The organism is Parabacteroides sp. CT06 (assembly GCF_002257605.1).
Taxonomy (GTDB): Bacteria; Bacteroidota; Bacteroidia; order Bacteroidales; family Tannerellaceae; genus Parabacteroides; species Parabacteroides distasonis.
In genome coordinates this window covers 4,437,607-4,463,104 of record NZ_CP022754.1, presented here as the reverse complement: position 1 = coordinate 4,463,104, position 25,498 = coordinate 4,437,607, and the positions used below count along the sequence as shown (strand labels likewise).

The window sequence follows — 25,498 nt, the reverse complement described above, 5'->3', positions numbered from 1 at the left end:
TCTGTTACATGAGCAATAAATAGGCTCGATAATGTGTCTCTTTCGTGACGGGGCATAATGAGAGGTAGCCTTCTTGAATCCTTCCATTCGCAAGGCGAAGTGGATAAGTCTCAGACATGAGGCGGTGTTTCTCGAGAGCTTCTCCGGCTTCCTTCTCGTAAGAAACCCGGTAATCGCCAACAGCTCCGGGCGCTACATACTGCTGGAATAGACGTAAAGCGACCATTCCCATCGTGTATCGCATATTGATCTCAATGCAGGGATGAATAGCGAAAGATCCATCCTTTTGTTTATAGACCAGCATGTCCACGCCTATACAGCCCGCGTAAGTAGATCCGTACACTTCTTGTAATACGGTACGTACCGCCTCTTGGATGCGGGAATAGGTTTCTTCGCCCGTGAATCGGGTGATGCGGGAGAGCATGGTGGATTGTTCCTCTAGGATGTTGCCTGTATAGGAACCTCGTTCCTCGGTATTGAAAACGGATAATCCCTCGTAACGGACAGTACCTTGCCCGTCGGAATAAAATTCCATGGCGAAATCCTGTACTTTGTCTAATCCGCTTTCGATGCTGATCATTCCTTGTTTGTTGAATGCGCCCTCTATCCAGTTCTTCGTTTTTGTATCCGGTTTTCGTTTCTCTACCCATAGCAATCCCCGTCCGGAAGAGGAATAGGGTGTTTTTAATACGAAGGGAGCGTTGCATAAGATCATGTATCTCTCCACCTCCCGGAGTTGAGTGCAGAAACGAGGCGCTACCGGAATAGGGAGATCGGGTAGGAGGGCCTGTATCTTTTCCAGACATTCCGCCGCCGTTTGCCTACCGGTAAGGCGAAAATAATCCTCTTTCCAAGTCGGGACGGATAGCCGGACTTTTGCCTTGTCCCTCAACTGCTCGAATAAATGAAGACTATGCGGGGAAAGTCCCCACGGGGCCGCGTCCATAGGAGAGAGGTAGGGAGCGTTTTTCGCCAGCATCGCTTTTGTTACAGGTATAGGAGCCGGGTGTAGGTCTTTGGGCAAATGGGCGAAAAACGGAGGGGTTGCCTTACTATCTTCCAGATAGACAAAATCATCCTCTTCTGCATACCAAACCGGCAGCAGCGCCAAGTCTTTTTGCATTTTACGAACGTTTGTCGGTGCCGTGTAGTTCTGTGTCCCTAAAAGTACGGCCGTTTCGTGGCCGGGATTGAAATAATGTATCCGTGACATAAAAGCGTAAAAACAACAAAGCCGTCTTTTTAAAGGACGGCTTTGCTCGGGTTTATGAGATTGTTATTCCAGATTCTCGTCGATGGCATCGATCTTCTTGACCGTTAAAGCCATATCCTCTTTCAGCTTTTCGATCTTGCGTTCCATTTCTTTCAGTAAACCGCCGCCGCCCTTGGAGGAAATGCTTAGGAAGCCGATGTTGTTTTCGTAAGTCTGAAGCTCGTTCTTCATGCGCTCGTACATACGCATCAACTTATCACGTTCGCTGAACAAACGGCCTTTACCTCTTTCGCCGCTGGTCATCTCGTTTAGGTTGTTGCGGAACGACTGCATCTTGCGATCGTTCTGGTCTACCTTCAAGCGATCGAATTGTTGGTCAACCGCCTCGTGATATTCCTTGTAGATCTTATCTTTCTCCTTGAACGGTACGAAACCGATCGTGTTCCATTCCGCCATATAAGACTTCAAGGTTGCGATAGCCTCATCATGTCCAAGGCTCTCGTCCATGCCCTTAATCTTAGCGATCAACTCTTTCTTAGCGGCCAAGTTGGTCTGCTCTATGCTCTTTTGGGAAACAACGTTCTTATTCTTTTGCTCGAAGAAATAATCACAAGCCGAGATAAAACGTTTCCAGACAGCGTCGGAATGCTTACGGGCTACCGGTCCGATCGTCTTCCATTCTTTCTGCAAAGCGATCATTTTATCCGTCGTATCCTTCCAGTCCGTACTATCCTTCAAAGCCTCGGCTTTCTCACATAACGCACGTTTAGCGTCGAGGTTTTTCTCCATATCGCTCTTGATCGCCTTGTAGAACTCGCTTTTCTTCTCGAAGTAGACATCGCAAGCGGCACGGAAACGTTCGAATATCTTTACATTATATTTTTTCGGAGCGAAACCAATCGTCTTCCATTTCTCTTGCAAGCCGATTACCTCCTTATTCTTTTCTTCCCAGTCCTTAAACGATTTCAACGCGCTGAAATCAATCGCCTCGATTTGTTCGCAAATCACGGTCTTCGCATCCAGATTCTCCTGCTCTTTCGCTTTCAGTTTCTCGAAGTGCTCTTGGTGACGCTTATTGATCACGGTTGAGGCAGCTTTGAAGCGAGCCCATAAGTCCTCACGTAACTCTTTCGCTACCGGCCCGATCTCACGCCATTGCTGGTGCAGCTTCTGAAGCTGGTGGAAAGCGGAGATAACATCCGGCTCGTTACCTAGTTTCTCTACGGTTTCGCACAAGGCGGTCTTCAATTCCAGATTCTTCTTGAAGTCATAGTCGCGGAACTGATTATTTATCTTGATAATATCATAGAATTTCTCGGTGTAGATCTGATAGTTCTTCCAAAGCTCGTTCACGTGCTCTTGGGGAACGGCCTTCACCTCTTTCCATCTTTGTTGGATGTCCTTGAAAGAGTTGTATAATTTATTGAAATCATCTTGGCTTTCGCAAAGCTCTTTCAACTGGTCGATCAACTGCAATTTCAAAGCGTAGTTAGCGGCCTTTACACGCTCTTCCTCGGCGAGGATAGCGGCTCTTTTCTCTTTATAAGAAGTGAGCAAATCCTTGATCTTGTTCTCGGTTTCGTCAGCGGGAGCTGTAAAATCCTTTTCTTCGCCACCATCAGCGATGAATTCCTTCTTGAGCTCTTCCACCTCGTTACGACGGATCTTGTAGTAAGCCTGTTTCAAAGCCTCTACTTCTCCACGGGAAGTCTCTACGGAAGTCTCAACAAGTTCGGTTAACTTAGCGAGAATTTCTTCTTTGGTTAATTTACCTGCGGCAATAGCAGCGTCCGCCTCCGCTGTATCGTTGGCTTCAACGTTTGCGGTAGCATCGATTTCCGGCGTCTCAACCGGTTTTTTAGTTTCTTCCAATTTCCCGGCTTCTTCCGGCAAATTAGTCTCAAGAGTGTCCTTCATATACAATCGCTTTTAAGAAAAGGATAAATACATTCCTATATCAAGTCACAAATTAAACTAAATATTTTTGGATTACAGCATTTCGGGGAAATTATTTATCTAAAAAGTCATTTTGGATACTAATAGATGTTAAGGTTGGCCTATTTCTCTTGATTCCGGTTGTAGAGACGGGGCATGCCCCGTCTCCCACCATCTACTCATACTATTTAATCTTATTTATCCCAAGAAGGAAATCAACACGCCGGCAGCTACCGCTGAGCCGATCACCCCCGAGATATTACTAGCCATGCAATATTGCAAGACATGGTTCTTCGGATCATATTGTAACGCGATCTCATTCGCCACACGAGAGGCCATGGGTACAGCACTTAAACCCGTGGCTCCGATAAGCGGATTGATTTTCTTCTTAGTGAACAAATTGAAAATCTTAACGAAGAAGATACCCCCGGCGATAGACAAGGCGAATGCCAAGAAACCGCCGATTACGATGCCGATCGTTGTCAGGTTCAAGAACGCTTCCGTGGTCATGGTCGCCCCGACGGATAATCCGAGGAAGATCGTGGCTGCGTTCATGATGCTGTTGGAAGCGGCATCGAACAGACGGAACGTATTGGTTCCGATCTCTTTTACAAGATTACCGAACATCAACATACCGATCAAAGGAACGGAGCTGGGAACAAACAAGGCGACTACGGTAGTTACCACGATCGGGAAGATAATCTTCAATACACGCAAATTTTTGATCTCCATGTTAGAAGGGTATTTCTTCTCTTGTTCCTTCATGTTGATCCGTAATTCTTTCTTAGAACACAGTAGCTTAACGACCAACGGGATGATAACCGGTACCAAAGCCATGTAAGAATAAGCGGCGATAGCGATCGGGCCTAGCAAATGCGGAGCCAATTTAATGGTCGTGAAGATAGCCGTCGGGCCATCGGCGCCACCGATAATACCTAAAGACGCTGCCTCTTTCGGTGTGAATCCCATCAAGATCGCTACCAAAAGCACCGTGAAGATTCCCAATTGGGCCGCGGCGCCGAAAATGGATAGGCGAAGGTTGCGGAGCATCGGGCCGAAGTCGGTCAACGCACCGACACCCATGAAGATAATCGGCGGCAAGAAGCCCGTCTTGATCAACATATAATAGATGAAGTTCATCAAGCCAAGCTCGTGTGCGATATCATGCAGCGGCATTTCCCAGATGTTTCTCATCACGCCGTGTACATTAATCAATCCATTCTCATCCGCTTGAATCACTCCCATATCGCCTCCGGGGAAATTGGCGAGCAATACGCCGAACGCGATAGGCACGAGCAATAGCGGCTCGTATTGTTTCTTGATACCGAGGTAGAGCAATACGAACGCTATGGCATACATGATCAAGAACTGCGGTTCAGCAATGATATTGCTGAACGCAGTCATCTCATATAAGTTTTGAAATATCTCGTTCATTATTGAATCGTCATTAATACATCATCCTCAGATACGGCATCACCGGAAGACAGGCAGATCGCCGTGATCGTTCCCCCGAACTCGGCACGTACGGCATTGTATGTTTTCATGGCCTCCACGTAGCAAAGGACATCACCTTCTTTCACTACGTCGCCTACCTTCACCGGTGTATCGGAAGCGTTCTTTATAAGGAAGAATTTACCTTCCAGCGGAGAAAGCACCTCTTTTCCAGCGCCTGCGGGAGCATTTGTTGTCTCCGGGGCTGTCGGGGCGGGAGCCGCTGTCGGTTTAACTTCCGGAGTCGCGCTGTTGGTATCACCAAAAGCGACGGTCACACGGTAAGCTTGCCCGTTTACATCTACGGTCATGACTTGCGGAGTAGTCGGCATCGTTAATGCAGCGGCAGGTGCCGGAGCCGGTGCGGCTGGAGTGGCGGGTACCGTCGGTTTACCGGCGTTCGCTTTCTCTGCCTTACGTTTTGCCACGTCTGCCTTAAACTCGACCTTGGCCTTTCCGGAGCGATATGCCTCGTATTGAGCGGGGTGCATGGCGTATTCGAAGAGTTCTTCCTCATCCTCGCCAACTTCCCATTGCTTCTCGTTCATCAACTTTCGATACTTATCCAATGCGTCCGGATAATTGTCTTGAGGATTGCCCTCGAAGAACTGGCGGCCTTCGGCCTTCGCCTTCTCGACGATCTCGGGAGCCAACGGGCCCGGAAGACGTCCGGCCTTTCCGAGGATCATATCCCAGATATCATCGGCGATCATGCTCCAGCGGGCTTTCCCCTTCTCCATCTGCATGACGTTCATCAAGGCTAGGTTCTTCACGTATTGGCTGAATGGAGTTACCAATGGAGGATAACCGACACGCGGCCATACGTAAGCTACCTCGTCGAACAACTTGATCAATAACTGGTCTTGAGACATCAGCGGTTTGTTGTTCTTTATATTGCTCTTGTTGATCGTCTCTAGGTTCTTCTCAAGGTCTGCCATCAAGCTACCCATCATACCGCCCGGAAGTCCCGGTCCGATCAGCAAGGAATTCATCAACCGGTTCTTCGGGCTGATATACAATCCCAAGAAATCATCCATGAATTCTTGAACCAAGGCACGAACCTTCATATAAGCCTCCATATTGATCTCGGGCACCTTATAACCGGCGTCCTTCAACATCGCCTGTACGGTCAGCAAGTCCGCATGTCCTGTACCCCAAGAAAGCGGCTCCATACCTACGTCGATATAGTCGCAACCCGCGTTACAAACCTCCATGATGGAAGCTACGTTAAAGCCGGGACCGGCATGGCTATGATATTGGATCGGGATCTCTGGATATTTTTCCTTGATATTGGCTACGATACGGCCTAATGTGTACGGACGTCCGATACCGGCCATATCCTTGATACAAATCTCATCCGCTCCGAGCTCGATCAACTCGAATGCCATCTTGGTATAATACTCAACCGTATGTACCGGAGAATGCGTGATACACAAGGAGCATTGTGAGATCATACCGGCCTCTTTCGCGTATTTAATAGATGGGGCGATATTCCGTACGTCGTTCAAACCGCAGAACGTGCGGGCGATATCCGTTCCCTGCGCTTTCTTTACCTTATAAAATAGCTGACGTACATCGTCGGGTACCGGGCTCATGCGAAGGCCGTTCAACGCGCGGTCCAACATATGCGTCTGGATACCTGCCGCATGGAAAGGTTTTGTCCATTCACGGACCGCTTTATTAGGATTCTCGCCGAATAATAAGTTGACTTGTTCAAATCCTCCGCCATTCGTTTCCACCCGGGCGAAACAGCCCATCTCGATAATTGCCGGAGCGACTCTGGTTAGTTGGTCTACGGTCGGGACATACTTTCCGGCAGATTGCCACATGTCTCTGAAGACCAAACTGAATTTGATTTCTCTTTTCATGATATTAATATGTATTATTTATACTTTCTCAATTTTGATAACTTTCCCCTGTCCACGGGTCACGGCGCTGATTGCCGATACGATGGCGGCTGTCTCCTGTCCGGAAAGACTGCCGATTGCGGTGGTTTGCGTTGGAGTGGCCGTTTGTACCCGAACGGCTGCCGCTACTGGTTTCTTCGCTATGATCTCTTCCGGTGCGTATTTATTCACCAAGACGATAAGTCCTTTTCCCAGATTGATAACGATCAAAAGGATAGCAAATACGGTGGTCATTCCAACTACCATTAACAAAAGTCCTGTCTCTATATTCTCCATATTCTATATTTGTGGCTAGCTTAAAAGGTTTCTACAAAGGATTGAGCAACTTTCAGCCAAATTAAAAACAATCGCAAAATTATAAAATACTGGAAAACGATCTGTTACATTTTAATTAAAAAAATGAAAATAAATAAGCGAAACGGCCTTTTCGGTGAATGATTGTCAGCTTGAAAAAACATGTACGTGTTTTCCAAAAAACATGTACGACTTTTTCCAAAAACACGTACGTGTTTTTTCCGGCGCTTGTACGGCTGAAAATTCAAATATATTACCGTAACTTTGCGGTGGAATTCTAATAATGTAAAACTATAATAATTAAGGAATAAGACCATGGGAAATTTCTTTACATCTTTATTCTCTTCTTCCAAACCGGCCGAGGCGACGGAGGATAAGGCGAAGAACGAGCAGAAGAACTTTGATATCTTGAAATACGACGGCGTACGTGCCCAGAAGATGGGAAAACTTGTTTATGCGATCAAATGCTTTACGGAGGCACTGAATATACAGGAGGATTTTGAGACGATGAGCTATCTCGTTTCCGCTTATACGATGGCGAACGATCTAGGGAAAGCCGAGGACGTGTTGAACCGGATGGTTGAGATGGAGCCGGATCATATCGCTACCCGCTTGACTCGCGTTAACTTATTGTTTATGTTGGATAAGGATGCGGAGGTCATAACCGATTGTTTGCACGTGATCGAGCTAGAGCCTTCTAATCATGTCGCTTATTTCATGATGGCAAAAGCGAAGAAAGCGACGAATGACGTATTTGGCGCTATCGCCGACCTGACGAGATCGATCTCCTTGAAGGAGGATTTCGCCGATTCTTATTTATTGCGTGCGGAGATTCTTTTAGGACTGGGACAAGCTAAAGAGGCGCTGCCCGATGTGGAGAAAGCGATCGAGATCGTGCCGGAGGAGGAAAGTTCTTATTTATTGAGAGGACGTATTCATATGGCTTTAGGGGATATCGAGGCCGCGAATTCTGATTTCCAGCAGGTCCTAGATCTAAATCCGTTTAATGAGGACGCTTGTATCTTATCTGGTCAGTTGCTGATCGAGCAAAAGAAATACGACGAGGCGATCGCTTTCTTCGACGAGGCGATCGAGATGAATCCGTCTTTTGCCAAGGCTTATAGTGAGCGTGGGCGAGCCAAGAATCTGAAAGGTGATAAGACCGGTGCGTTCGAGGACTTGAAGAAATCTTTGGAACTGAATCCAGAAAGCGAGGAGGCCCAGAAGATGAACGGACAGCATTCGAATTTCGATGATATGTATAAAGGGGGAATCTTTTGATTCCCCCTTTTTAAGTTTGCGCTAACAGTCCGCTATCTCTTCGGGAGAGAGCCCTGTGCAATTCGCTATGATCTCGATGGGAAGCCCTTGCTTTTTCAAGTTGGCGGCAATTTGACGTTTCTCTAGGTTCTGTCCTTCCGCGATACCCTCCGCTCTACCTTCCGCTTTACCCTCCGCGATGCCTTCCGCTCGTCCATCCGCATGCCCTTCTATCCATCCGGTCTCGATGACGCTCTTTTGATATCGAAGGGCTTCCATGTGGGCGTAGTATTGGCCCTTCTCGGAAGGGCTGAGTTTATCGATCCGTAACTTCTCCCGTGCTTCTGGCAATCCTTTGGCGGTGGCATGTTCATCTATTTCTCCTGTTTTTAGGAAATAGATCCATTCGTCGAGGGGTGTTTTCGCCAGTTCGTCAAACTCGTTGACACGTAATACGTAATATTCAGGAAAAAGATCGCCAGCTTCTTGTTTGACGAATTGTTCCCGTTGGCGGGTGGATAGTTTCAATATATCGTCAAAATGAATACCTTTGAATTGGGTCTTCCCGTGATATACGTAATCTTTTCCCTGCCCAAGATCGAAATAGATAATGTTTACGGAGTAGATTTTCTTGATAGTACCGTATTTCTCTCCCTCATGAATATACTCGGTGACTGCCTTGGATGTGCCATATAGCATACGGTGAAAATAATCTAGCTCCCGGTTGTTTTGTACCTCGATGATTACCAGCTCGCCTTTACTGTTTTCTGCCAATACGTCTACGCGGTTGAACTTGTCCTCGCTATCCTCTTTGTTACCTTCGCTTTCTAGGATGCGGACAATAATCACGTTTTCCCCGAGAAGGGTGGATAAAAGACCTTCGAGGACTACAAAATTGGACTTTTGGCGAAGTAAACGTTTGATCGCCCAATCGAAACGTACTAACGATGATTTATTTTTCATAGTTATCTTGTTTATTTGTTTATACTTCCACAAAGATAATGAATTAAACGATTATCTTTGTTCCTATTCATAAAAAAGCAACCATGACCTATAATGTTTCTCTGGCAGCATGGGTATCTCTATCGAAATGATAGGATTCTCTATCGTTTATTTCAACAAACCTTAAATTGCTAGTTTTACCCCTTAAAGTTGAAAGTTCCGCCTATTCCATTCATTAATGTATCCATTTAATTTTGTCAGTGTAAAAAGCCTAACTTACAAATTTCCGGTATCTAGTACAGATAGGACTAATACCTTTCCTTCCATTCCAAATACTTGTCAGATTGCATATTCTATCCAATTTTATTATTTTTGGTAGACATTATTTTCAGATCAGCTCAATTTGCCATTCAATAATGGAGAGGGTTGATCTTTCCTTATTTAGCCTATTTTCCTACGTAACTCACCGCCTTAGTCCTATCTGAACTCAATCCATCTTAATGTCTTTTATCAAGAATAAGGAAGTTGAACGAATAAATATAAGAATATGGAAATAAAGACGATAATCTCAAGTATCTGCTTGTTACTGCTGGCGGTCTCGTGCTCAATGGATGATGATGCGCTGAGGGATATAGAGAAAGGACATTCGGGGAGTGCTGTGATAGAGGAGGGAGAGGTTGCCCTTTCTATGAAAGTTTCTCTTTTTTCTTTGGAGACAAAATCCTTGTCTGGTGTAGGGACATTGCCTGCTTCCATGGACGAGGCAAAGATTAATAATTGTACATTGATTTTTTTTGAGGGTGGGCAAGTCAATTCGATAATGGAAGGGCTGTTTGTAAATAGCGAGAATTATATCGTTAAAAAGAAAAACGGCACGGAAGATGACTGGGCAAAAGTAATCGTGAAAGTGAAAAAGCCTAGCCCTTACTCCGTAATGTTAATCGCTAATAGCTCTAAATCGTTTGCGGGTTGTCAATCGGAAAGTGATATAAACGATATAATACAGGATAATAAGGATGCTTTAGTTAAAGTAGGGAAAATGAATATCAATTTTGATTCCAACTTTGCCGGTTATGCGACAATTAGGGAAGCATTGGAAAAACCTTTAGAAGTTGGTCCAGTCCCTTTTTCTCAGCTAACCGCTCGTATAGAACTTGCGGAATTTAATGTTTCTGGTTTTCAAGGAGCATCTGTTCAAGAGAAGATTACTGTTACAGGAGTGGATCTGTTGAACTTGAATCCTGAGAGTTATACGACAAATGAGCAAACTCATAAAAATGCGACTTATAACTCAGAGAGTAAGACGTGTAATGTGGAGGTATATAATGGAGCATCAGAGTTTCCGTCAACTTATTCTTTTGTGGAGAATAAAAATGTATTGTCTTTTTACTCGTTCCGGAATCTGGCGGCGGCAGAAAGTGATCAAGTGAAAATGCAAGTCCGGTTTAAGGTCGGAAATAGCGAGGAAAGAACGACAAGGCAGTTTGTGATCAATAAGGAGGGTAATATTTTGCATGGTGTGAAATCCGGATATGTTTATCGCTTGGTTGTCAATATGACTATTATTGGAGATAAGGTCGAGACAGAACTACTTTGCTATACAAGAGATTGGTTGAATAATACCATATCCATTCCTATGGAAGATAATTAAGGTGTAAACGGGTAAAATAAAAATACAAGATTATGAAAATAAGGAATATATTATCAGTGCTGTTTGTCGGACTGCTTTTCACGAGCTGTAACTCGGAAGAAGAAGTCCAGCGAGGAAATGAGGACGGGCGGGATATCTCATTCTCTATGACTCTTACTTTGGGAGAAGTGACAGCGATGACGAAAGCTGGAGGGGATATCGCTGAAGGGTATACATATTCGACAGAGGATGAGGTAAAAGTGAATAATGTTGTGGTCGCTATATTTAATGAGGCGAATGGAACTGTGGGTGAGTGCTTGGAGTACAAGTCTGTAGCGTTTGACGGGGGAATTCCCAATTCTACCGTAACGATTGATGGAAAAACATTGATTGCTTATAAAATTGATAATATACAAGCAAAGACAGGTAAGGTTCGTATCGTAGCGATTGCGAATTCAACGCATTATGAGGACTTGGCTAGATTGGGAACGACTACTTATGAGAACCTGAAAGGTTTGTCGGAAACCGTTTCAGGTGGAACTTTTGATGCTTCAAATTTGGTAAAGGTCGGGGAGTTGGCTGCGTATGACCTAAATACGGCTGTGACAAGTATATCTGTTCCGATGACACAATTAGCGGCACGCATCGATATGAAGTTTACGGTAGATGAAGAGCCGGAGACTGTGTCTACAACAGATGATACAAAAGTAACCAACCAGTGGTTCTATACTGTAACTGAACTTACGGTCAAGAATATCAATCAGAAATCAGATTTAATATTGCTTGGTCGAGATAATCAATATGATGATGCTTTCTCTACGGCAAAGGATATTACATTGCAAAATGGCGTTGCGTTACCTTTTTATACCTATGAGAAGTTGAACACGACGTTAACCCCATTGTCTATATATGTAACGGGTGATTTACAAAAGATACAGGTCACGACTACCTTTAATGAGGATATGACTATTCAAAATGTAACGAAGGGAAGTATTATAGAGGAAGAGAAAGATCATTCTTATAAATATGAGGATTTTAATCCTACGACAGCGCTTGAAGGATGTACGACAAATGGTATCATACATGGTAATAGATATGAGCTTACAGGTAAAATATCCATGAAGACACAACGAATCAACTTTACGGTATCTACAACTCCGTGGGAAGGCGTGGAAAAGTTTGTCGTGGATGTGGTTATTGCGGATTTGAAGTATTTGTTCGTGAGGGAGACTAAGGTGGTGATGGCGAATATCACTGAGTATAAGATAGAGTTTGTCTCAAGTTCAGATGTAACAGTAGAGATGCCTACTAATGCTACTTATGAAGAATATTATTTGGTAAAAGGAAAGATCACGAAGAGAACAGGTACATATTATCCTAATAGCTATTATAGTAAATGGACAGACGAAAATAGGCACAAAAAAGATCAATATCCAGAAATTGTAGCAGTAGGGAAACAAGGCTATATAACCATTAAAAGCTCTTTACCCGTGAATTATTTTCCGAAAGAGTTTGTTTTTGGGATTTATAATAATGACGGATTGAAAGTGCCTGAAATTATAGTAGATCAATATCCCGCACAATATTTAGAGGGGAAAGTCTCTGAAACAGCTGGTCCAGCAGATGTTCCTGACGGAGATAGAAACCCTAATATTTTTACAATAACTGTCAAAGCTGCAGGGAATCTGATAATTGGAGATCCTAGTACTATAAAAAATGGAGTCCGGGTGACTAAAGACGACGCTTTCTCTGCGGAATTAGTATCTCCAAAATTTGTAGTAGCCTCAAGATTTGGTGCTGTAGGTACAGGTACTTATACATATTCCAAAGCGGTAGAACGTTGTAAAAAATATTGGGAGAGGTTAGAGGATGGTACCTATTATGAGGCTGGCACATGGAGGGTTCCTACTTTAGCTGAGTTAGAGTTTATGAATACAGTACAAGACGCTTCTCCTGCGGTAAACTATTTGTTTAATACAAACGGTACTTATTGGTGTGCAATGCCGTATTGGTATTATGACTTTGGGGCAAATAAACGTAATCAGTTTACTAATAATGCCTCTAGTCAAAAAGCTGACGGTATTCGTTGTGTAAGAGATTTATATTAAAGATGTTTATTAATGATTTAAATAGAGATTTTTATGATAAAGAAATTATATAGCCTGTTTTCCATTTTTCTGTTGCTCGCTTCATGTGCGACAGAGGAAATAGAACAAATAGAAATTCAACCGACAGATGGATCAATGGTCTCTCTTTCGTTCTCTGTAGATGCTCCGAATGCTCTTGAGATTACGAAAGCGACCGGGGATGTGGAGAAAGGTGTTGAGTCCTTATATCTATATACATTTAATGAGGATGGAGAGTTTATCTCTCCAGTTGTAGAAGCTGTTGTTTCTGGCAATGGATATACGGCTTCTATCTCAAAAGAGACCCGTACCATCCATTTTGTCGCCAATGATGGAACGTTAACCCCTTCCCTAGAAAGCGGAATGGCCTCGTTAGTGACAGATAAGCAAATCTTTTGGGGAAAGAGAACTTTTAGTGATATTCCTGCGAAAAATATAAGCAATAGTCTGGAAGCTGCTGGTAGTAACAATGTTGAACTACTACGAAACTGGGCTAAAATAACGCTGAATCTCTCATCGGAGGCAGCTGTGAAATTGAAAAATGTTTCTTATCTCATTTATAATGAATCACAGTTGGCATCTATCGGTTATAAAGATGCGGGAAAGTTGAATATTCCAAATCAAGATTTTTATGCGCCCCAGAATGAGCCAGATGCTAGTAAATATGCGAAGCCGGGTGAATCTGTGTATACTTTTGAACATTATAATCAAGATAAGAATGCGACTTTTGTTATTATTAAGGCGCAATTTGATGGTAGCAAGACCTATACATATTATAAGATTGATCTTGCCGTAAAGGATGAGAATGATAAGGTAACTCGTGTTTATGATGTCGTTCGTAATTATGCCTTTAATATAACGGTCAAGAGCGTTTCCAGAAAAGGAGCTACGTGGGCTGAGGTTATAGATGAAAATGTGATAGCGGATAATAATATCACGGCCTCGGCTATTATGGAAAAGTATCCGAATATAACTTATGATGGCGAGGCCTTGAATGTTACAAAGACGACATTCGTTTTTACGGGCTCTTCTAACACATTGTCGATGATTGCGACATATGCGGGAACAGGGCAGTTGAGTGTGGTTCCGGGTGAGGGAATGTCGGATGTCGTAGATGGTAACTTAAGTTATCCTTCTTGGATACCTTCTGGCAATCAGACGATAACGATTACAGCCAATATAAAGCCGGCTCCTGACTCCGGTGAGAAGATAGCGTATTTCTACGTGGTAGGAGGTAATTTGCAGCGTAAGATTAAATTGGTCTTACGTCCCCCTTATGACTTTATTAATCCGAGATTTGAAGACGTGAAGGAGGGGACGGGTACAAATGAAATTGCCGCAGGTCAGAAGCAAGATGCTTATCTGAAATTCTCGATACCGGAAGATATTGATGAATCCTTATTCCCCATTGAATATAAGATATATACTAAAAAACTGTATGCAGTAGAACCCGGTGTTCGTTTGGAAACGACCGGAGCGAGCGATTGGTACTACGTCTATACGGATCAGATATTTAGTCCTGAAGAGAAGGTTATTCAATTTAAAACAAATACAGCAAATGATGATGAAGATGATGTTATTTTAAAGGCTGATTTATTCAATCCTGTTTCTGATTTGAGTTATACTAGACCTGAAAAAGTTAAAGAGACGAAAACTTTCTATTTGCAATGTCGAAGAAATGGAAGCAATGTGGGAAGTAATGTAACGATCACTTATTCCATATCAAGTGGTGGAGGAGCAGCAATTAGAACTAATAATAGCTCTAAAATAATATTGGATAAAGTATCCGTGTATGCAGATGATGAAATAACGTTTACACACACATCTTGGGGAGGTACGTATACTGCGAAAATGTCTGTATCTGATTTGGCGAAAAGTAGTACCAGTAATTATGTATTTGTGGATATGAGATAATAATAACGGGTTCCCATCCATCATGTGAATAATGGATGCGGGGAGCGTGCAGCACACAATGGATTGAATTTGTTTTACACGTAGGCTGCACCTCCTCCCCGGCCCTTTACCTCATATAGCATTCGTGCTTCATCGATGCCATTCATTCCGTAAGGAGATGGGCGGCATCGCTTTCTTCATTTGCTGATGAAGTTAACTTGCTTTGGTCTGAGATCAAAGGTTCTTGCGTAAAAAATTGCGCAACCCTTTGTTTATTAAAAAAAAGGCTCTATCTTTGCAGCCCGAATAAGTATGCGAATAATAATAAATAATATAGAAAGATGAAAAGAACATTCCAACCTTCCAACAGAAAAAGAAAGAACAAGCATGGCTTCCGTTCTAGAATGGCTACCGCTAATGGCCGTAGAGTATTAGCTTCTCGTCGTGCTAAAGGCAGAGCTAAATTAACGGTATCTGACGAATACAACGGATAATTAGTCACGTTCTAAAGATTTATAAAGAAAGTAGAGGTTTTTTCCTAAAAAGCCTTTACTTTCTTTGTTTTTGTAGTATTGTTCTGGTGGGTATTGGTCTATATGCCGTTTTTTTTCTACTTTTGAACCGCCTACAAATACATACGTGAAATGAGTAACTTTTTTGTAAAACTGATAAAGAATCCGTTTGTCATCAATCTCTTGTTGGTGATAGTCGTGTCGTGCGGCGTTGTTTATGGCGTACTGGCGTGGCTGGATTCTTATACCCGCCATAATCAAGCGGTGGTCGTTCCGGACGTGAAAGGAATGAAGCTAGAGGACGCCGCCGAGTTTTTCGGGAATAATAAGCTACGCTATAACGTGATCGATTCCGTATTCTCGAAAGATGTGGCTCCGGGCTCCATCGTGGAGTTGGTTCCCGGTGTCGGATCGAAGGTGAAAGAGGGGCGGATCGTCTTTGTTACGATTAACGCATTGACCTCCCAGATGGCCGTGATACCGGAGGTGGAAGACTTATCTTTCCGTCAGGCGTATGCCTTGCTGCGGGCCCGTGGCTTCTCGTCGGTCGAGATAGAGTATGTGCCGGGCGATTATAAAGATTTGGCGATGGGGGTGGAGTTAAACGGGCGTACCTTGCTCAAAGGGGAACATGTACCGTTGACCGCTCATCTGGTATTGAAAGTAAGCAGTGGCGATCCGAATATGCTTCCCGACTCATTGGCTTTGGATAGTATTCCGGTAGAACCATTGGATAGTGATATAGAAAACTGGTTTTAAGGGAATGGACGAGTTTTTGGACGATATGGATGATGAACAGGTAGACGACCTGTTGATGCCGGAAGAAGACGAAACATCGTCGAGCCAGATGTATGAGCATTTCCGCTTCGTAGCGGACAAGGGGCAATCCCTGCTCCGGGTGGATAAGTTCTTGGTAGACCGTATGATGGGCGCTACCCGTAACCGCATCCAATTGGCGGCTGAGGCGGGTTGCATCTTGGTGAACGATAAGCCGGTGAAAAGTAATTACCGGGTGAAACCTTTGGATGTGGTTTCTATCGTGATGGATCGCCCACGCCGGGAACTGGAGATTATCCCCGAAGATATCCCTTTGAATATAGTATATGAGGACGATGATTTGCTGGTGGTGAATAAGCCGGCAGGCTTGGTCGTACATCCCGGTCACGGTAATTATACTGGTACATTGGTGAATGCCTTGGCTTATTATTTGAAGGATGATCCCTATTATGATCCTTCCGATCCTCGTTTAGGCTTGGTACACCGTATCGATAAGGATACGTCGGGCTTATTGGTGGTGGCTAAACGCCCGGAGGCCAAGAGTAACCTGAGCCTGCAGTTCTTCAACAAGACAACCAAACGTAAATACCGTGCCTTGGTATGGGGCATCGTTCAAGAGGATGAGGGGCGTATCGAGGGAAATATCGGTCGTGACCCTCGTGACCGTATGCAAATGACCGTCTTCCCGGAAGGCGATCAAGGCAAGACCGCCGTCACCCATTACACCGTGTTGGAACGCTTGGGCTACGTGAGCTTGGTGGAGTGCCGTCTGGAGACGGGGCGCACGCACCAGATCCGTGTACATATGAAATATATCGGTCATACGCTTTTCAACGATGAGCGGTATGGCGGACATGATATCTTGAAAGGAACAACTTTTACTAAATATAAACAGTTCGTGCAAAACTGTTTCGCTATTTGTCCACGTCAGGCCTTGCATGCTAAGACGTTGGGGTTCGTTCATCCTACTACGGGAGAGGAGATGTTTTTCGATTCTGAGATTCCTTCCGATATGCAGCAGCTGATCGACAGATGGCGTGTATACGCGAACACTAAAGAATTGTAAAAATGAAAAAGAACATCGCTATCGTAGCAGGGGGAGATTCCTCCGAGATCGTTATTTCATTAAAAAGTGCGGACGGAATCTACTCTTTTATTGATAAAGACAAATATAATTTATATATTGCCATCGTTAAGAGGGATGAGTGGGCGGTTATACTTCCTAGCGGGGAACATACACCAATTGATAAGAATGATTTTAGCTTCAAGGAGAATGGCGTGACGAGGCATTTTGACTTCGCTTATATAACGATACATGGTACTCCGGGCGAGGACGGACGTTTGCAAGGATATTTCGATATGATCGGTATGCCTTACTCGTCTTGCGGGATGCTGGTGAGCGCTTTGACATTCAATAAATACGTATGTAATCATTACTTGAAAGACTTTGGTGTAAAAATTGCCGCGTCCATTCATTTATTCAAGGGAGAGACTATTACGGACGAAGAAGTCGTGACTCGTTTGGGTTTGCCTATTTTCGTGAAACCAAACGATGGGGGTAGTAGTTTTGGCGTGACGAAGGTGAAAGAGGTCTCCGCTATCCAGCCCGCTATCGCTAAGGCGTTTGGGGAAGGACGTGAGGTGATTCTCGAGCGCTTTATCGATGGAACGGAAGTGACATGCGGTTGCTATAAGGTGGAGGGTAAAGAGGTTGTCTTCCCTTTGACCGAGGTGGTTACGAATAACGAATTCTTCGATTTCGACGCGAAGTATAACGGACAGGTGGACGAGATCACTCCGGCCCGTATCTCCACCGAGTTGACGGAGTTGATACAGTGCGAGACATCAAGGATCTACGATATATTGGGCGCCAAAGGACTGATTCGTGTGGATTATATTATTCCGGCAGACGGGGAGCCTGTCTTACTGGAAATAAACACGACACCGGGAATGACGGCTACCAGCTTTATCCCACAGCAAGTACGTGCGGCGGGATTGGATATAAAGGATGTCATGACAGACATTATTGAAGACGAACTCAAAAACAGAAAAACAAAATGAATAGATATGGATACAGAAACAGTTTCCCCTAATTTCGACGACATCCGTCCGCTGAACAACAGTGAGGTGAAGGACGCGATTGAAAAATTGGTCGCCAATGAGGATTTCGAGCGGGCTTTACGTTACATAAAGCCGAATTTGAATTGGGAGGAATTCTCAGTTGCCATGCGTGCTTGCAAGACGAAGGAGGAGTTTAAATCTACTCTGGCCTATGACGCTGTAATGACGGTGGCGAAAAATACTACTTTCTCGCTTACTATCTCAGGGCGTAGCCGTCTGCCGAAAGATAAGGCGGCCTGTACGTTTATCTCGAACCATAGGGATATCGTATTGGATGCCTCCTTCTTGAACGTCATGTTATATGATGTGGGGTATGGTATGACGCAGGTCGCTATCGGCGACAATCTTTTAATCCGTCCGTGGATCGAGACGTTGGTGCGCTTGAATAACAGCTTTATCGTGAAGCGTGGCGTTTCTGTTCGTCAGATGTTGGAGGTCAGCAAGACGCTTTCCGCCTATATCCATCATGCGATCAAGAATGTGAACGAGTCTGTATGGATCGCCCAGCGTGAGGGACGTGCTAAGGATTCGGACGATCGTACGCAGGGCAGCGTATTAAAAATGTTGAGTATCGGCGGTGATAAGGATAATCTGTTGTTGAATTTGATGGACTTGAATATCGTACCGGTCGCTATCTCCTACGAGTTTGATCCTTGCGATTTCTTGAAGGCGAAAGAATTCCAGATGAAGCGGGATGATCCGGATTACGTGAAATGTCAGCGGGATGATTTGTTGAGCATGGAAACGGGTATCCTGAATAATAAGGGTCGTGTCCACTTCACGATCACTTCCCCGATCAATGATTCCTTGGCTAAACTAGACAAGGATATGGAGAAGAATGAGCTGGTAAGCGCTATCGCGTCCGTTATCGACCGGGAGATCTATAAGAACTATCGTTTCTATCCTTGTAATTACGTAGCTTATGATTGGCTGAACGGTACTCGCCGTTTCCACGAGCATTACGGACCGAAGGATAAGAAGCAGTTCGAGGAGTATATACAAGGACAGTTGGACAAGATCGTCCTTCCGAATAAGGATGAGGCGTTCTTACGTAAGAAACTATTGGAGATGTACTCCAATCCGTTGAAGAACTATTTGACAACTTTATAAGTTCCAATTGATTTTGATAGAGAGGTGTTGTAAAAGAGCGGAAGAAGCCTTTTACAACACCTTTTTGGTTAACCGACGTATCTACGTTCATAAATACCTGCATGAATGTATGTTTCTTAACATACGCTTTCGGTGACATATTGTAATCCCCTATTTCGTATCTTTGGCATATACGGTAAGAAACGCTTACAGTATGCTAATCATTTAAATCAGTAGCAGTATGAAACCGGAAGATTACATCACCCGTGAGGAGAAGTATGGTGCCCACAACTATCATCCCCTGCCGGTCGTTCTCAGAAGAGGCGAAGGCGTGTTCGTGTGGGACGTGGAAGGAAAACGTTATTTTGATTTCTTGTCCGGATATTCGGCGTTAAGCCAAGGACATTGCCATCCTAAGATCGTAAAGGCCCTGATGGAGCAAGCGGAGAGGCTTACGCTCGTGTCTCGTGCCTTTCATGCTGATATACTTGGTGAATACATGGAATTTACTTGCAAATTCTTCGGCTATGACAAACTTCTGCCGATGAATACGGGAGCCGAGGCGGTAGAGACGGCCTTGAAGCTTTGCCGTCGGTGGGGATATCGTCGGAAAGGGGTTGCCCCGGAACGTGCGAAGATCGTGGTTTGTAGCGAGAATTTCCATGGACGTACGATTACGATTATTTCCATGAGTACGGACCCTAGCTCATACGCCGATTTCGGTCCTTATACACCCGGGTTTATAAAGATACCCTATAATAATGTGGATGCGTTGGCCGAGGCCCTGAAAGATCCTGATGCAGTAGGCTTCTTGGTGGAACCGATCCAAGGTGAGGCTGGGGTAGTGGTGCCCGACGATGGTTATCTGCGGGCTTGCTATGATCTTTGTCATCAAAAGAATGTGTTGTTTATCGCGGACGAGATACAGACGGGTATCGGCCGTACCGGTAAGTTATTGGCTTGCGATTACGAGGGGATTCGTCCGGACATCTTGATCTTGGGAAAGGCGTTGTCCGGTGGGGTCAGTCCGGTCTCGGCGGTATTGGCGGACGATGAGATCATGCTTACGATCGCTCCGGGAGAGCACGGTTCTACGTATGGTGGAAATCCGTTGGCGGCGAAAGTCGCTATCGCAGCCTTGGAGGTGGTACGTGACGAGCATTTGTCGGAGAATGCGTTTAAGATGGGTGAGCTGTTCCGTGGTGAGATGGAGCGGATTAATAATCCTATGATAAAGAAAGTACGGGGTAAGGGCTTGCTGAACGCTGTCGTGACGGAACCTAAAGATGGGAAGACGGCATGGGACATCTGTTTGGCGTTGAAGGAAAACGGTTTGATAGCCAAGCCTACCCACGATCATATCATCCGCTTCACGCCTCCTTTGGTGATTACGGAGGAGCAAATGATGGAAGCGATTGGCATTATACGAGATACGTTCGCTAAATTCTAGTGTATGAAGATAAATGTAATAGGTGTTCCCTTGAATCTGGGATGTGACCGGGCTGGCGTAGAGCGTGCCCCGAACCACCTTCGGGAACGGGGATTGATGGGGGTGATCCGGAAGAACGGGCATAAAGCCTTTGACTTGGGTAATTTGTATGTACCCCCTGTTAGCGAGGCGGATAAGTTCGTACGGGGTAACAGCATGAAATATCTGGATGCGATCGTGGAGGTAAATACGAATCTGGCGGAGTTGGTTTATGATACATTGCGTGGAGGAGCGTTCCCCTTGGTGATTGGCGGGGATCATTCGCTGGGTTTAGGTAGCGCCTCGGGCGTGGGTAAATGTTATGATGATTTCGGTATTATCTGGCTGGACGCTCATGGGGATATCAATACCAGCGAGACTTCTCCCAGTGGTAATATCCACGGGATGCCTTTGAGTGCGTTGATGGGGATGGGAAGCGAGGAACTGGTGAATATCTACGCTCCCGGGAATAAGGTGAATCCGCAGAACGTATTCTTGGTCGGGACCCGCAGTCTGGATGAGGGCGAGTGGGATTTGATCGAGCGGGAGAAGCTGAGTGTCTATACGATGGAGACGATCCATCTGAAAGGCATCGGCTTCGTAGCTGAGGATATCAAGCGGAAATTGAAGGAACGGAAGATCCGCAACGTGCATTTCAGCATAGACGTGGATAGCATAGACCCCCGTTTCGCTCCGGGCACGGGAACCCGTGTGTGTGAGGGACTGATGCCGGATGAGTTTAATAACTTCGTGGATCATATGTTGTCTACGAATCTGGTTAAGTCGATGGATTTGGTAGAGCTGAATCCGGAGCTGGACGTGAACGAGCAGACCACAAACCTTTGTCTGCAGATCATCGATTATATTACCGCCCGTCTATAAGGAATCTAAATTCCATGGTTTATGATAAGAGTGTGAAAAGGAAGTCCCCTTGTTCCGGTTAAGACCGGATACGAGGGGACTTGAAAATACGATATGTCTATTGGTTTATTTCATTCTTCGGATATTGGCGTAATTGAAGCTATCGCTCAAGAAATCGTCCTCGCTGAATTTATAGCCTTGCGGTCCCCAGTTGCCCATAGCGAGCATGGCGATCATCTTCATCGGGTTGAAACCGCTCATATCGCCGCCGGCGGCCGCTAGAGGAACGGACTCCATCAGCTTGCGCATGGAATGTGGATAATTCTCGTTGATCACCATGTTGCGGTATAAGGCAAGGATTCCATCTCCTTGCTCCTTACGGTTCCAAGTCAGTATATATGTACCGTCGTTGGCTTCCGCCTTCGCTTGGAGATCGGGCAGTTTGGCGGAGTTGGCGTCCGCTATGATAAAGGTTACGAAACCTTCCTTGTCCACTTTAGGCATTTCTTTGTCGTAAATAGAGGCATACGAGTAGGTCTCGGCTGACCCGAGGCATATGGACCAGTATCGTACATCGGCGGTGGCGTATTCGCTTACGCTTTTAGGAGCCGTAGGAGGGATGAAACGGAAAGTTGCTACCTCCCCTTCGTTCAGTTTGATGCGGGCGAATAGGTATTCTGCCGGGCTGTTCGGGTACATTAGGCTCAGCGGGGCACGCATGAACGGGAGTTGCGGCAGGTCGGCGGAGAAATCCATCGGCGGCAAGTTCAACGATTCGTGGATGTTGCAGACCTCACGCTTCGGGAAATCTACTTCCTCACCTGTAGTCACGTTGAAAGCTTGGATAGCAGGCATGTCCACGCCGCCATACTCATCGCCGCTATATTGTTTCGCCAAGTAAAGACGCATGAAAATGGAGACCATATTGACATCCTCCGGGAACTCACATACGTTCTTCATCGAGGCACGTGCGCTGGCGGGGGTGTTAGCGGGAATGATGTAAATCGTATAGCCATTTGCTCCGTAGTCATCTGTTTCCTTTACATAAGGGTTGATGGAGCTGTCGTCGGGTTGGATATTTACGTCTTCAATGCTGGATACGTCTATTTGGGTCTCGTCGTTATAAACCGTGAAGTTGAAGAAGCGTGACTTCGGGAACTTTCCAGTCAAACGAAGGCCGATGTTTGGATTATCTTTGTAAGAATAGGTGTATTCCCAATAATCGGCATAGATATCAGGAAAGGCCAGTAGGGTTTGATTGTCGCCTCGAAGCGTCTTGCCCCATTGTTCCTTGGGTTCCGGGTTGTTGATTTGAGGGGTATTCTCATCATCGTCGTCGCAAGCGGTGAACATACCCACAGTAAGGGCTACCAACATTAAGTAAAAAATCTTCTTCATGATTCTGTTCGTTAATTAATCTGTTTGTTATTAAAATGAGAGCGCAAAAGTATCTCATTTCCAATTAGGGTTGACCTATTGAAAATGAAATACCTTGGATAAGACCACAGAATCCTAGGAATGGAACAGCTAGAAGGGGTATCCGATAGCGAAGTGGTAACCCATGCCGTCCTTGAATTTCGGGATATTGTAATAGCCTTTCTTTCCGGTATCGTAAGGGAGATGCAGACCGATACCCACGTCGAAACGGATGACGATAAAGGTGAGGTCGTAACGCAGGCCGAAGCCGGTTCCCAAGGCTAGATCCTTGAGGAAGCTACCCCATTTCAGTTGTCCGCCGGGACGATCCGGATCGTTCCGGATCAGCCAGATGTTACCGCTGTCGAGGAAAGTGGCCCCATGCAGGTCGCCAAGGATCGGGAAGCGGTATTCGAGGTTGGCCTCGAATTTAAGATCACCCGTACGGTCGATGTAAGCGTATTTATTGTTATCGCTGTTTTGATAGTAGCGTCCGGGACCGATGCTGCGGATCGTAAAAGCACGGATGCTATTCGCTCCGCCGATGTAGAATTGCTCGTTATAAGGGGAGGTACGGGCGTTGCCGTAGCTATAAATAGCGCCGGCCATTAATCGGCCTACGAGATATTGCTTATGCCCGAGGGCGTAATTATAACGTATCTCGGCGGTTCCCTTGATGAATTGGGCGAAGGGGTTGCCGAGTAATTCCTTATCCTCTTTATTGAATTTCTTCCCGGCTAACGCATAAATCCCATCCAAGACAAGGCCCGCTTGGGTAACGGATGCCTGCCACCAAAGATGGTTCCGGCGACTGGTAATCGGGGAATCATCATAGGTATAGGTATAGTTCATGGCCGGGATGAATTGATTTTGCAAACTCTTTTTTAGAGCCTTATTCACGTTGGTAATGCTGTCGAACTCGTGCGTGGTATGCTGGAGCAAGTTGAACGTCAGCTTGAAAGGGGTGATGGAATGATGAGACGTGGCAGTAGGCTGGAACTCATACGAGGCGTCACCACCGAATGCCAGCAACTTGAAGAAACGGGCCCGGTTCATCTGGTCCGCATAGAGGCGGAAGGTGGTGCTGGCCGGGAAATTCATGTCCCGTTTGCTGAATGTAGGGAACAATACCCGTGGGAAAGTCAGCGTGGTAGTCAAGCCTAACTCATAACTGTTGATCTTGGAGTTGCTACCATCCAGCTTGTTGCCGGTCTGCCATTCGTAAGAGCCGCGGAGTTTCACGCCGAAGGTCTCGCCCCCTCCGAAGACATTCCGTTTGGTCACGCTGAAAATGGCGCCCGGACCCACTTGGTCGTTGCTCTTGGCGGTAACGTTCAACTCGAGCTCGCCGTCCAATGGAAGATCGTAGACCGTATTGATCCGCAGATCCAGCGTATCTTGACGGCGCATGGTATCACGGGGGGAATATTGCAACTCGGCATAACGGAAGATACCCAAGCGGGACAGGGCGGTTTGCGTCCGTTCCTGCGCCCGCTGGTTGTAAAGTTCCCCCGGCTTGAAATATAAACGGTTGTAAATGACCGAGGGGCGAACCCTTAGCTTGCCCTCATAATGGATCGTAAGGTCCTTATAGCGGATCGAGTCCGTGGGAGTCTCATTCTGGTAACCGTTTAGCCAGACGGATATATCCCCGAGCTTCCAAGGGCGGAGGGCCGAGGGGGGCAGGCTTTCCTTCGGGGCCACCCGTAAGGCCACTTTCCCGGGGTTCAACAAGGTATCCGCTTGATAGGTGATGAAATCGGGACGGAAATAGTAATAGCCGTTGTTACGGAGCAAGGACGAGATGCGTTCCCGCTCGGCTTGCAACTGGACGACATTGAAATTCTCTCCTTTGTGGAGGATACGATCGCCGATCGTGGCATCGATCAATGAGTCGGCACGGTGACGGATATGGACGTATTGGATGCTGTCTAGCGTATACGGATCGTTCATGGTGACGCTATATTCCAGCTTCGCCTTCCGGGGATTCTTGGGATCGGGTACGACCTCGAAAGAGGTCTCTCCATTGAAATAACCGTATTCGTTCAATAGGTTCCGGGCTACCTTGACACGGACTTCCGGGTTCACGGTGGTGATCAGCACCGGTTTCGACGCCAGCTTGTTGAAGATCCACTTGCCGACCTTCCCTTTCTTGTTCACGAAAGCGTTGTAGACCCACAGGCCGAAGGGGAAGGGCACCCGGATCGAGGAGCTTCCCAGCAAGGCGTTGTTGGGGGGATAGGCTAGGGCGGCCTCGACCTCTTCCAAGGCGGCTTCGCCGGGTTTGGTCTTATCCTCGTTCTTCACCTCTATTTTCTTGATACCGGTATATAGGACCGCTCCCTCGGGAAGGTTCTTCGTGGTGGAGCAAGAGGTGAGTAAGAAGGCCAGCAGCCCGAGTAGCGCCAGCGACGATAGGATCGCTCTTTGGGTAGACACCCCCCCTCGCCCTGGGGAAGTATCCTTCCCTGCTTTGGGAAGGCATGTTTCCCTGCTCTGGGAAGGCATGTTTCCCTGCTCTAGGAGGGCATCCTTCCTAAAATATATTAAAACATTTTTCATA

At 45.8% G+C, this 25,498-nt stretch carries 19 protein-coding genes; 11 read left to right on the top strand and 8 right to left on the bottom strand.

What is annotated here, in order from left to right:
* Positions 1-4: 4 nt before the first annotated feature.
* The 5 genes from CI960_RS19665 to CI960_RS19645 form a co-directional block, all read right to left on the bottom strand.
* Positions 5-1,213: a hypothetical protein gene (locus CI960_RS19665; RefSeq protein ID WP_005861003.1), complete on the bottom strand. Its 1,209-nt coding sequence runs from the start codon at positions 1,211-1,213 to the stop codon at positions 5-7.
* A gap of 63 nt (positions 1,214-1,276) precedes the next feature.
* Complete coding sequence (locus CI960_RS19660; RefSeq protein WP_005861005.1) at positions 1,277-3,130, bottom strand: DUF349 domain-containing protein; 1,854 nt, start codon at positions 3,128-3,130, stop codon at positions 1,277-1,279.
* A 216-nt stretch (positions 3,131-3,346) separates the two neighbouring features.
* Positions 3,347-4,582, bottom strand: a complete 1,236-nt coding sequence (locus CI960_RS19655) for a sodium ion-translocating decarboxylase subunit beta (RefSeq protein WP_005861009.1) — start codon at positions 4,580-4,582, stop codon at positions 3,347-3,349.
* Positions 4,582-6,507: a biotin/lipoyl-containing protein gene (locus CI960_RS19650; protein WP_005861011.1), complete on the bottom strand. Its 1,926-nt coding sequence runs from the start codon at positions 6,505-6,507 to the stop codon at positions 4,582-4,584. The genes CI960_RS19655 and CI960_RS19650 overlap by 1 nt, the downstream gene beginning before the upstream one ends.
* A gap of 18 nt (positions 6,508-6,525) precedes the next feature.
* Positions 6,526-6,822 (bottom strand): OadG family protein, encoded by a 297-nt coding sequence (locus CI960_RS19645; protein WP_008773957.1) that lies wholly within the window; start codon positions 6,820-6,822, stop codon positions 6,526-6,528.
* 333 nt (positions 6,823-7,155) lie between these two features.
* Between CI960_RS19645 and CI960_RS19640 the strand changes: the two genes are divergently transcribed.
* Complete coding sequence (locus CI960_RS19640; protein WP_005861015.1) at positions 7,156-8,121, top strand: tetratricopeptide repeat protein; 966 nt, start codon at positions 7,156-7,158, stop codon at positions 8,119-8,121.
* Positions 8,122-8,142: 21 nt separating this feature from the next.
* Here CI960_RS19640 and CI960_RS19635 read toward each other — a convergent pair whose 3' ends face one another.
* A complete protein-coding gene (locus CI960_RS19635; protein WP_005861017.1) occupies positions 8,143-9,063 on the bottom strand; it encodes an Rpn family recombination-promoting nuclease/putative transposase in 921 nt (306 codons plus the stop codon).
* Between the two features lie 526 nt (positions 9,064-9,589).
* On the opposite strand from CI960_RS19635, the gene CI960_RS19630 reads away from it, so the two are divergent.
* From CI960_RS19630 to rocF, 10 genes are all read left to right on the top strand, one after another.
* Positions 9,590-10,693 carry a hypothetical protein gene (locus CI960_RS19630; protein ID WP_005861019.1) on the top strand — a complete coding sequence of 368 codons (1,104 nt, stop codon included), beginning with the start codon at positions 9,590-9,592 and terminating at the stop codon, positions 10,691-10,693.
* A gap of 32 nt (positions 10,694-10,725) precedes the next feature.
* On the top strand, positions 10,726-12,780 hold the full coding sequence (locus CI960_RS19625; protein ID WP_005861021.1) for a fimbrial protein: 2,055 nt from the start codon (positions 10,726-10,728) through the stop codon (positions 12,778-12,780).
* Positions 12,781-12,813: 33 nt separating this feature from the next.
* Positions 12,814-14,712: a hypothetical protein gene (locus tag CI960_RS19620; RefSeq protein ID WP_094582537.1), complete on the top strand. Its 1,899-nt coding sequence runs from the start codon at positions 12,814-12,816 to the stop codon at positions 14,710-14,712.
* A gap of 320 nt (positions 14,713-15,032) precedes the next feature.
* Positions 15,033-15,185 carry a 50S ribosomal protein L34 gene (gene rpmH / locus CI960_RS19615; RefSeq protein ID WP_005633099.1) on the top strand — a complete coding sequence of 51 codons (153 nt, stop codon included), beginning with the start codon at positions 15,033-15,035 and terminating at the stop codon, positions 15,183-15,185.
* Positions 15,186-15,335: 150 nt separating this feature from the next.
* A complete protein-coding gene (locus tag CI960_RS19610) occupies positions 15,336-15,962 on the top strand; it encodes a PASTA domain-containing protein (protein WP_005861027.1) in 627 nt (208 codons plus the stop codon).
* 4 nt (positions 15,963-15,966) lie between these two features.
* The gene (locus tag CI960_RS19605; protein ID WP_005861030.1) at positions 15,967-17,046 is read left to right on the top strand and encodes an RluA family pseudouridine synthase; all 1,080 of its coding nucleotides are present in this window, start codon (positions 15,967-15,969) and stop codon (positions 17,044-17,046) included.
* 2 nt (positions 17,047-17,048) lie between these two features.
* A complete protein-coding gene (locus CI960_RS19600) occupies positions 17,049-18,041 on the top strand; it encodes a D-alanine--D-alanine ligase (RefSeq protein ID WP_005861031.1) in 993 nt (330 codons plus the stop codon).
* 6 nt (positions 18,042-18,047) lie between these two features.
* On the top strand, positions 18,048-19,211 hold the full coding sequence (locus CI960_RS19595) for a 1-acyl-sn-glycerol-3-phosphate acyltransferase (protein ID WP_005861032.1): 1,164 nt from the start codon (positions 18,048-18,050) through the stop codon (positions 19,209-19,211).
* A gap of 220 nt (positions 19,212-19,431) precedes the next feature.
* A complete protein-coding gene (rocD, locus tag CI960_RS19590; protein ID WP_005861033.1) occupies positions 19,432-20,640 on the top strand; it encodes an ornithine--oxo-acid transaminase in 1,209 nt (402 codons plus the stop codon).
* A 3-nt stretch (positions 20,641-20,643) separates the two neighbouring features.
* A complete protein-coding gene (gene rocF / locus CI960_RS19585; protein ID WP_005861034.1) occupies positions 20,644-21,540 on the top strand; it encodes an arginase in 897 nt (298 codons plus the stop codon).
* 105 nt (positions 21,541-21,645) lie between these two features.
* Here rocF and CI960_RS19580 read toward each other — a convergent pair whose 3' ends face one another.
* Both CI960_RS19580 and CI960_RS19575 read right to left on the bottom strand, forming a co-directional pair.
* On the bottom strand, positions 21,646-22,917 hold the full coding sequence (locus tag CI960_RS19580) for a hypothetical protein (RefSeq protein WP_005861035.1): 1,272 nt from the start codon (positions 22,915-22,917) through the stop codon (positions 21,646-21,648).
* A gap of 129 nt (positions 22,918-23,046) precedes the next feature.
* Positions 23,047-25,497 carry a BamA/TamA family outer membrane protein gene (locus tag CI960_RS19575; RefSeq protein ID WP_005861036.1) on the bottom strand — a complete coding sequence of 817 codons (2,451 nt, stop codon included), beginning with the start codon at positions 25,495-25,497 and terminating at the stop codon, positions 23,047-23,049.
* Position 25,498: the final 1 nt, after the last annotated feature.

What these genes read in the sequence shown, in the direction of transcription:
- CI960_RS19640 (WP_005861015.1), top strand. Translation starts at nt 7,156, where the DNA reads ATGGGAAATTTCTTTACATCTTTATTCTCTTCTTCCAAACCGGCCGAG.
- CI960_RS19605 (WP_005861030.1), top strand. Translation starts at nt 15,967, where the DNA reads ATGGACGAGTTTTTGGACGATATGGATGATGAACAGGTAGACGACCTG.
- CI960_RS19655 (WP_005861009.1), bottom strand. Translation starts at nt 4,582, where the DNA reads ATGAACGAGATATTTCAAAACTTATATGAGATGACTGCGTTCAGCAAT.
- CI960_RS19575 (WP_005861036.1), bottom strand. Translation starts at nt 25,497, where the DNA reads ATGAAAAATGTTTTAATATATTTTAGGAAGGATGCCCTCCTAGAGCAG.
- CI960_RS19660 (WP_005861005.1), bottom strand. Translation starts at nt 3,130, where the DNA reads ATGAAGGACACTCTTGAGACTAATTTGCCGGAAGAAGCCGGGAAATTG.
- CI960_RS19620 (WP_094582537.1), top strand. Translation starts at nt 12,814, where the DNA reads ATGATAAAGAAATTATATAGCCTGTTTTCCATTTTTCTGTTGCTCGCT.
- CI960_RS19645 (WP_008773957.1), bottom strand. Translation starts at nt 6,822, where the DNA reads ATGGAGAATATAGAGACAGGACTTTTGTTAATGGTAGTTGGAATGACC.
- CI960_RS19600 (WP_005861031.1), top strand. Translation starts at nt 17,049, where the DNA reads ATGAAAAAGAACATCGCTATCGTAGCAGGGGGAGATTCCTCCGAGATC.
- CI960_RS19595 (WP_005861032.1), top strand. Translation starts at nt 18,048, where the DNA reads ATGGATACAGAAACAGTTTCCCCTAATTTCGACGACATCCGTCCGCTG.
- rocF (WP_005861034.1), top strand. Translation starts at nt 20,644, where the DNA reads ATGAAGATAAATGTAATAGGTGTTCCCTTGAATCTGGGATGTGACCGG.
- rpmH (WP_005633099.1), top strand. Translation starts at nt 15,033, where the DNA reads ATGAAAAGAACATTCCAACCTTCCAACAGAAAAAGAAAGAACAAGCAT.
- CI960_RS19625 (WP_005861021.1), top strand. Translation starts at nt 10,726, where the DNA reads ATGAAAATAAGGAATATATTATCAGTGCTGTTTGTCGGACTGCTTTTC.
- CI960_RS19580 (WP_005861035.1), bottom strand. Translation starts at nt 22,917, where the DNA reads ATGAAGAAGATTTTTTACTTAATGTTGGTAGCCCTTACTGTGGGTATG.
- CI960_RS19650 (WP_005861011.1), bottom strand. Translation starts at nt 6,507, where the DNA reads ATGAAAAGAGAAATCAAATTCAGTTTGGTCTTCAGAGACATGTGGCAA.
- CI960_RS19665 (WP_005861003.1), bottom strand. Translation starts at nt 1,213, where the DNA reads ATGTCACGGATACATTATTTCAATCCCGGCCACGAAACGGCCGTACTT.
- CI960_RS19635 (WP_005861017.1), bottom strand. Translation starts at nt 9,063, where the DNA reads ATGAAAAATAAATCATCGTTAGTACGTTTCGATTGGGCGATCAAACGT.
- CI960_RS19610 (WP_005861027.1), top strand. Translation starts at nt 15,336, where the DNA reads ATGAGTAACTTTTTTGTAAAACTGATAAAGAATCCGTTTGTCATCAAT.
- rocD (WP_005861033.1), top strand. Translation starts at nt 19,432, where the DNA reads ATGAAACCGGAAGATTACATCACCCGTGAGGAGAAGTATGGTGCCCAC.
- CI960_RS19630 (WP_005861019.1), top strand. Translation starts at nt 9,590, where the DNA reads ATGGAAATAAAGACGATAATCTCAAGTATCTGCTTGTTACTGCTGGCG.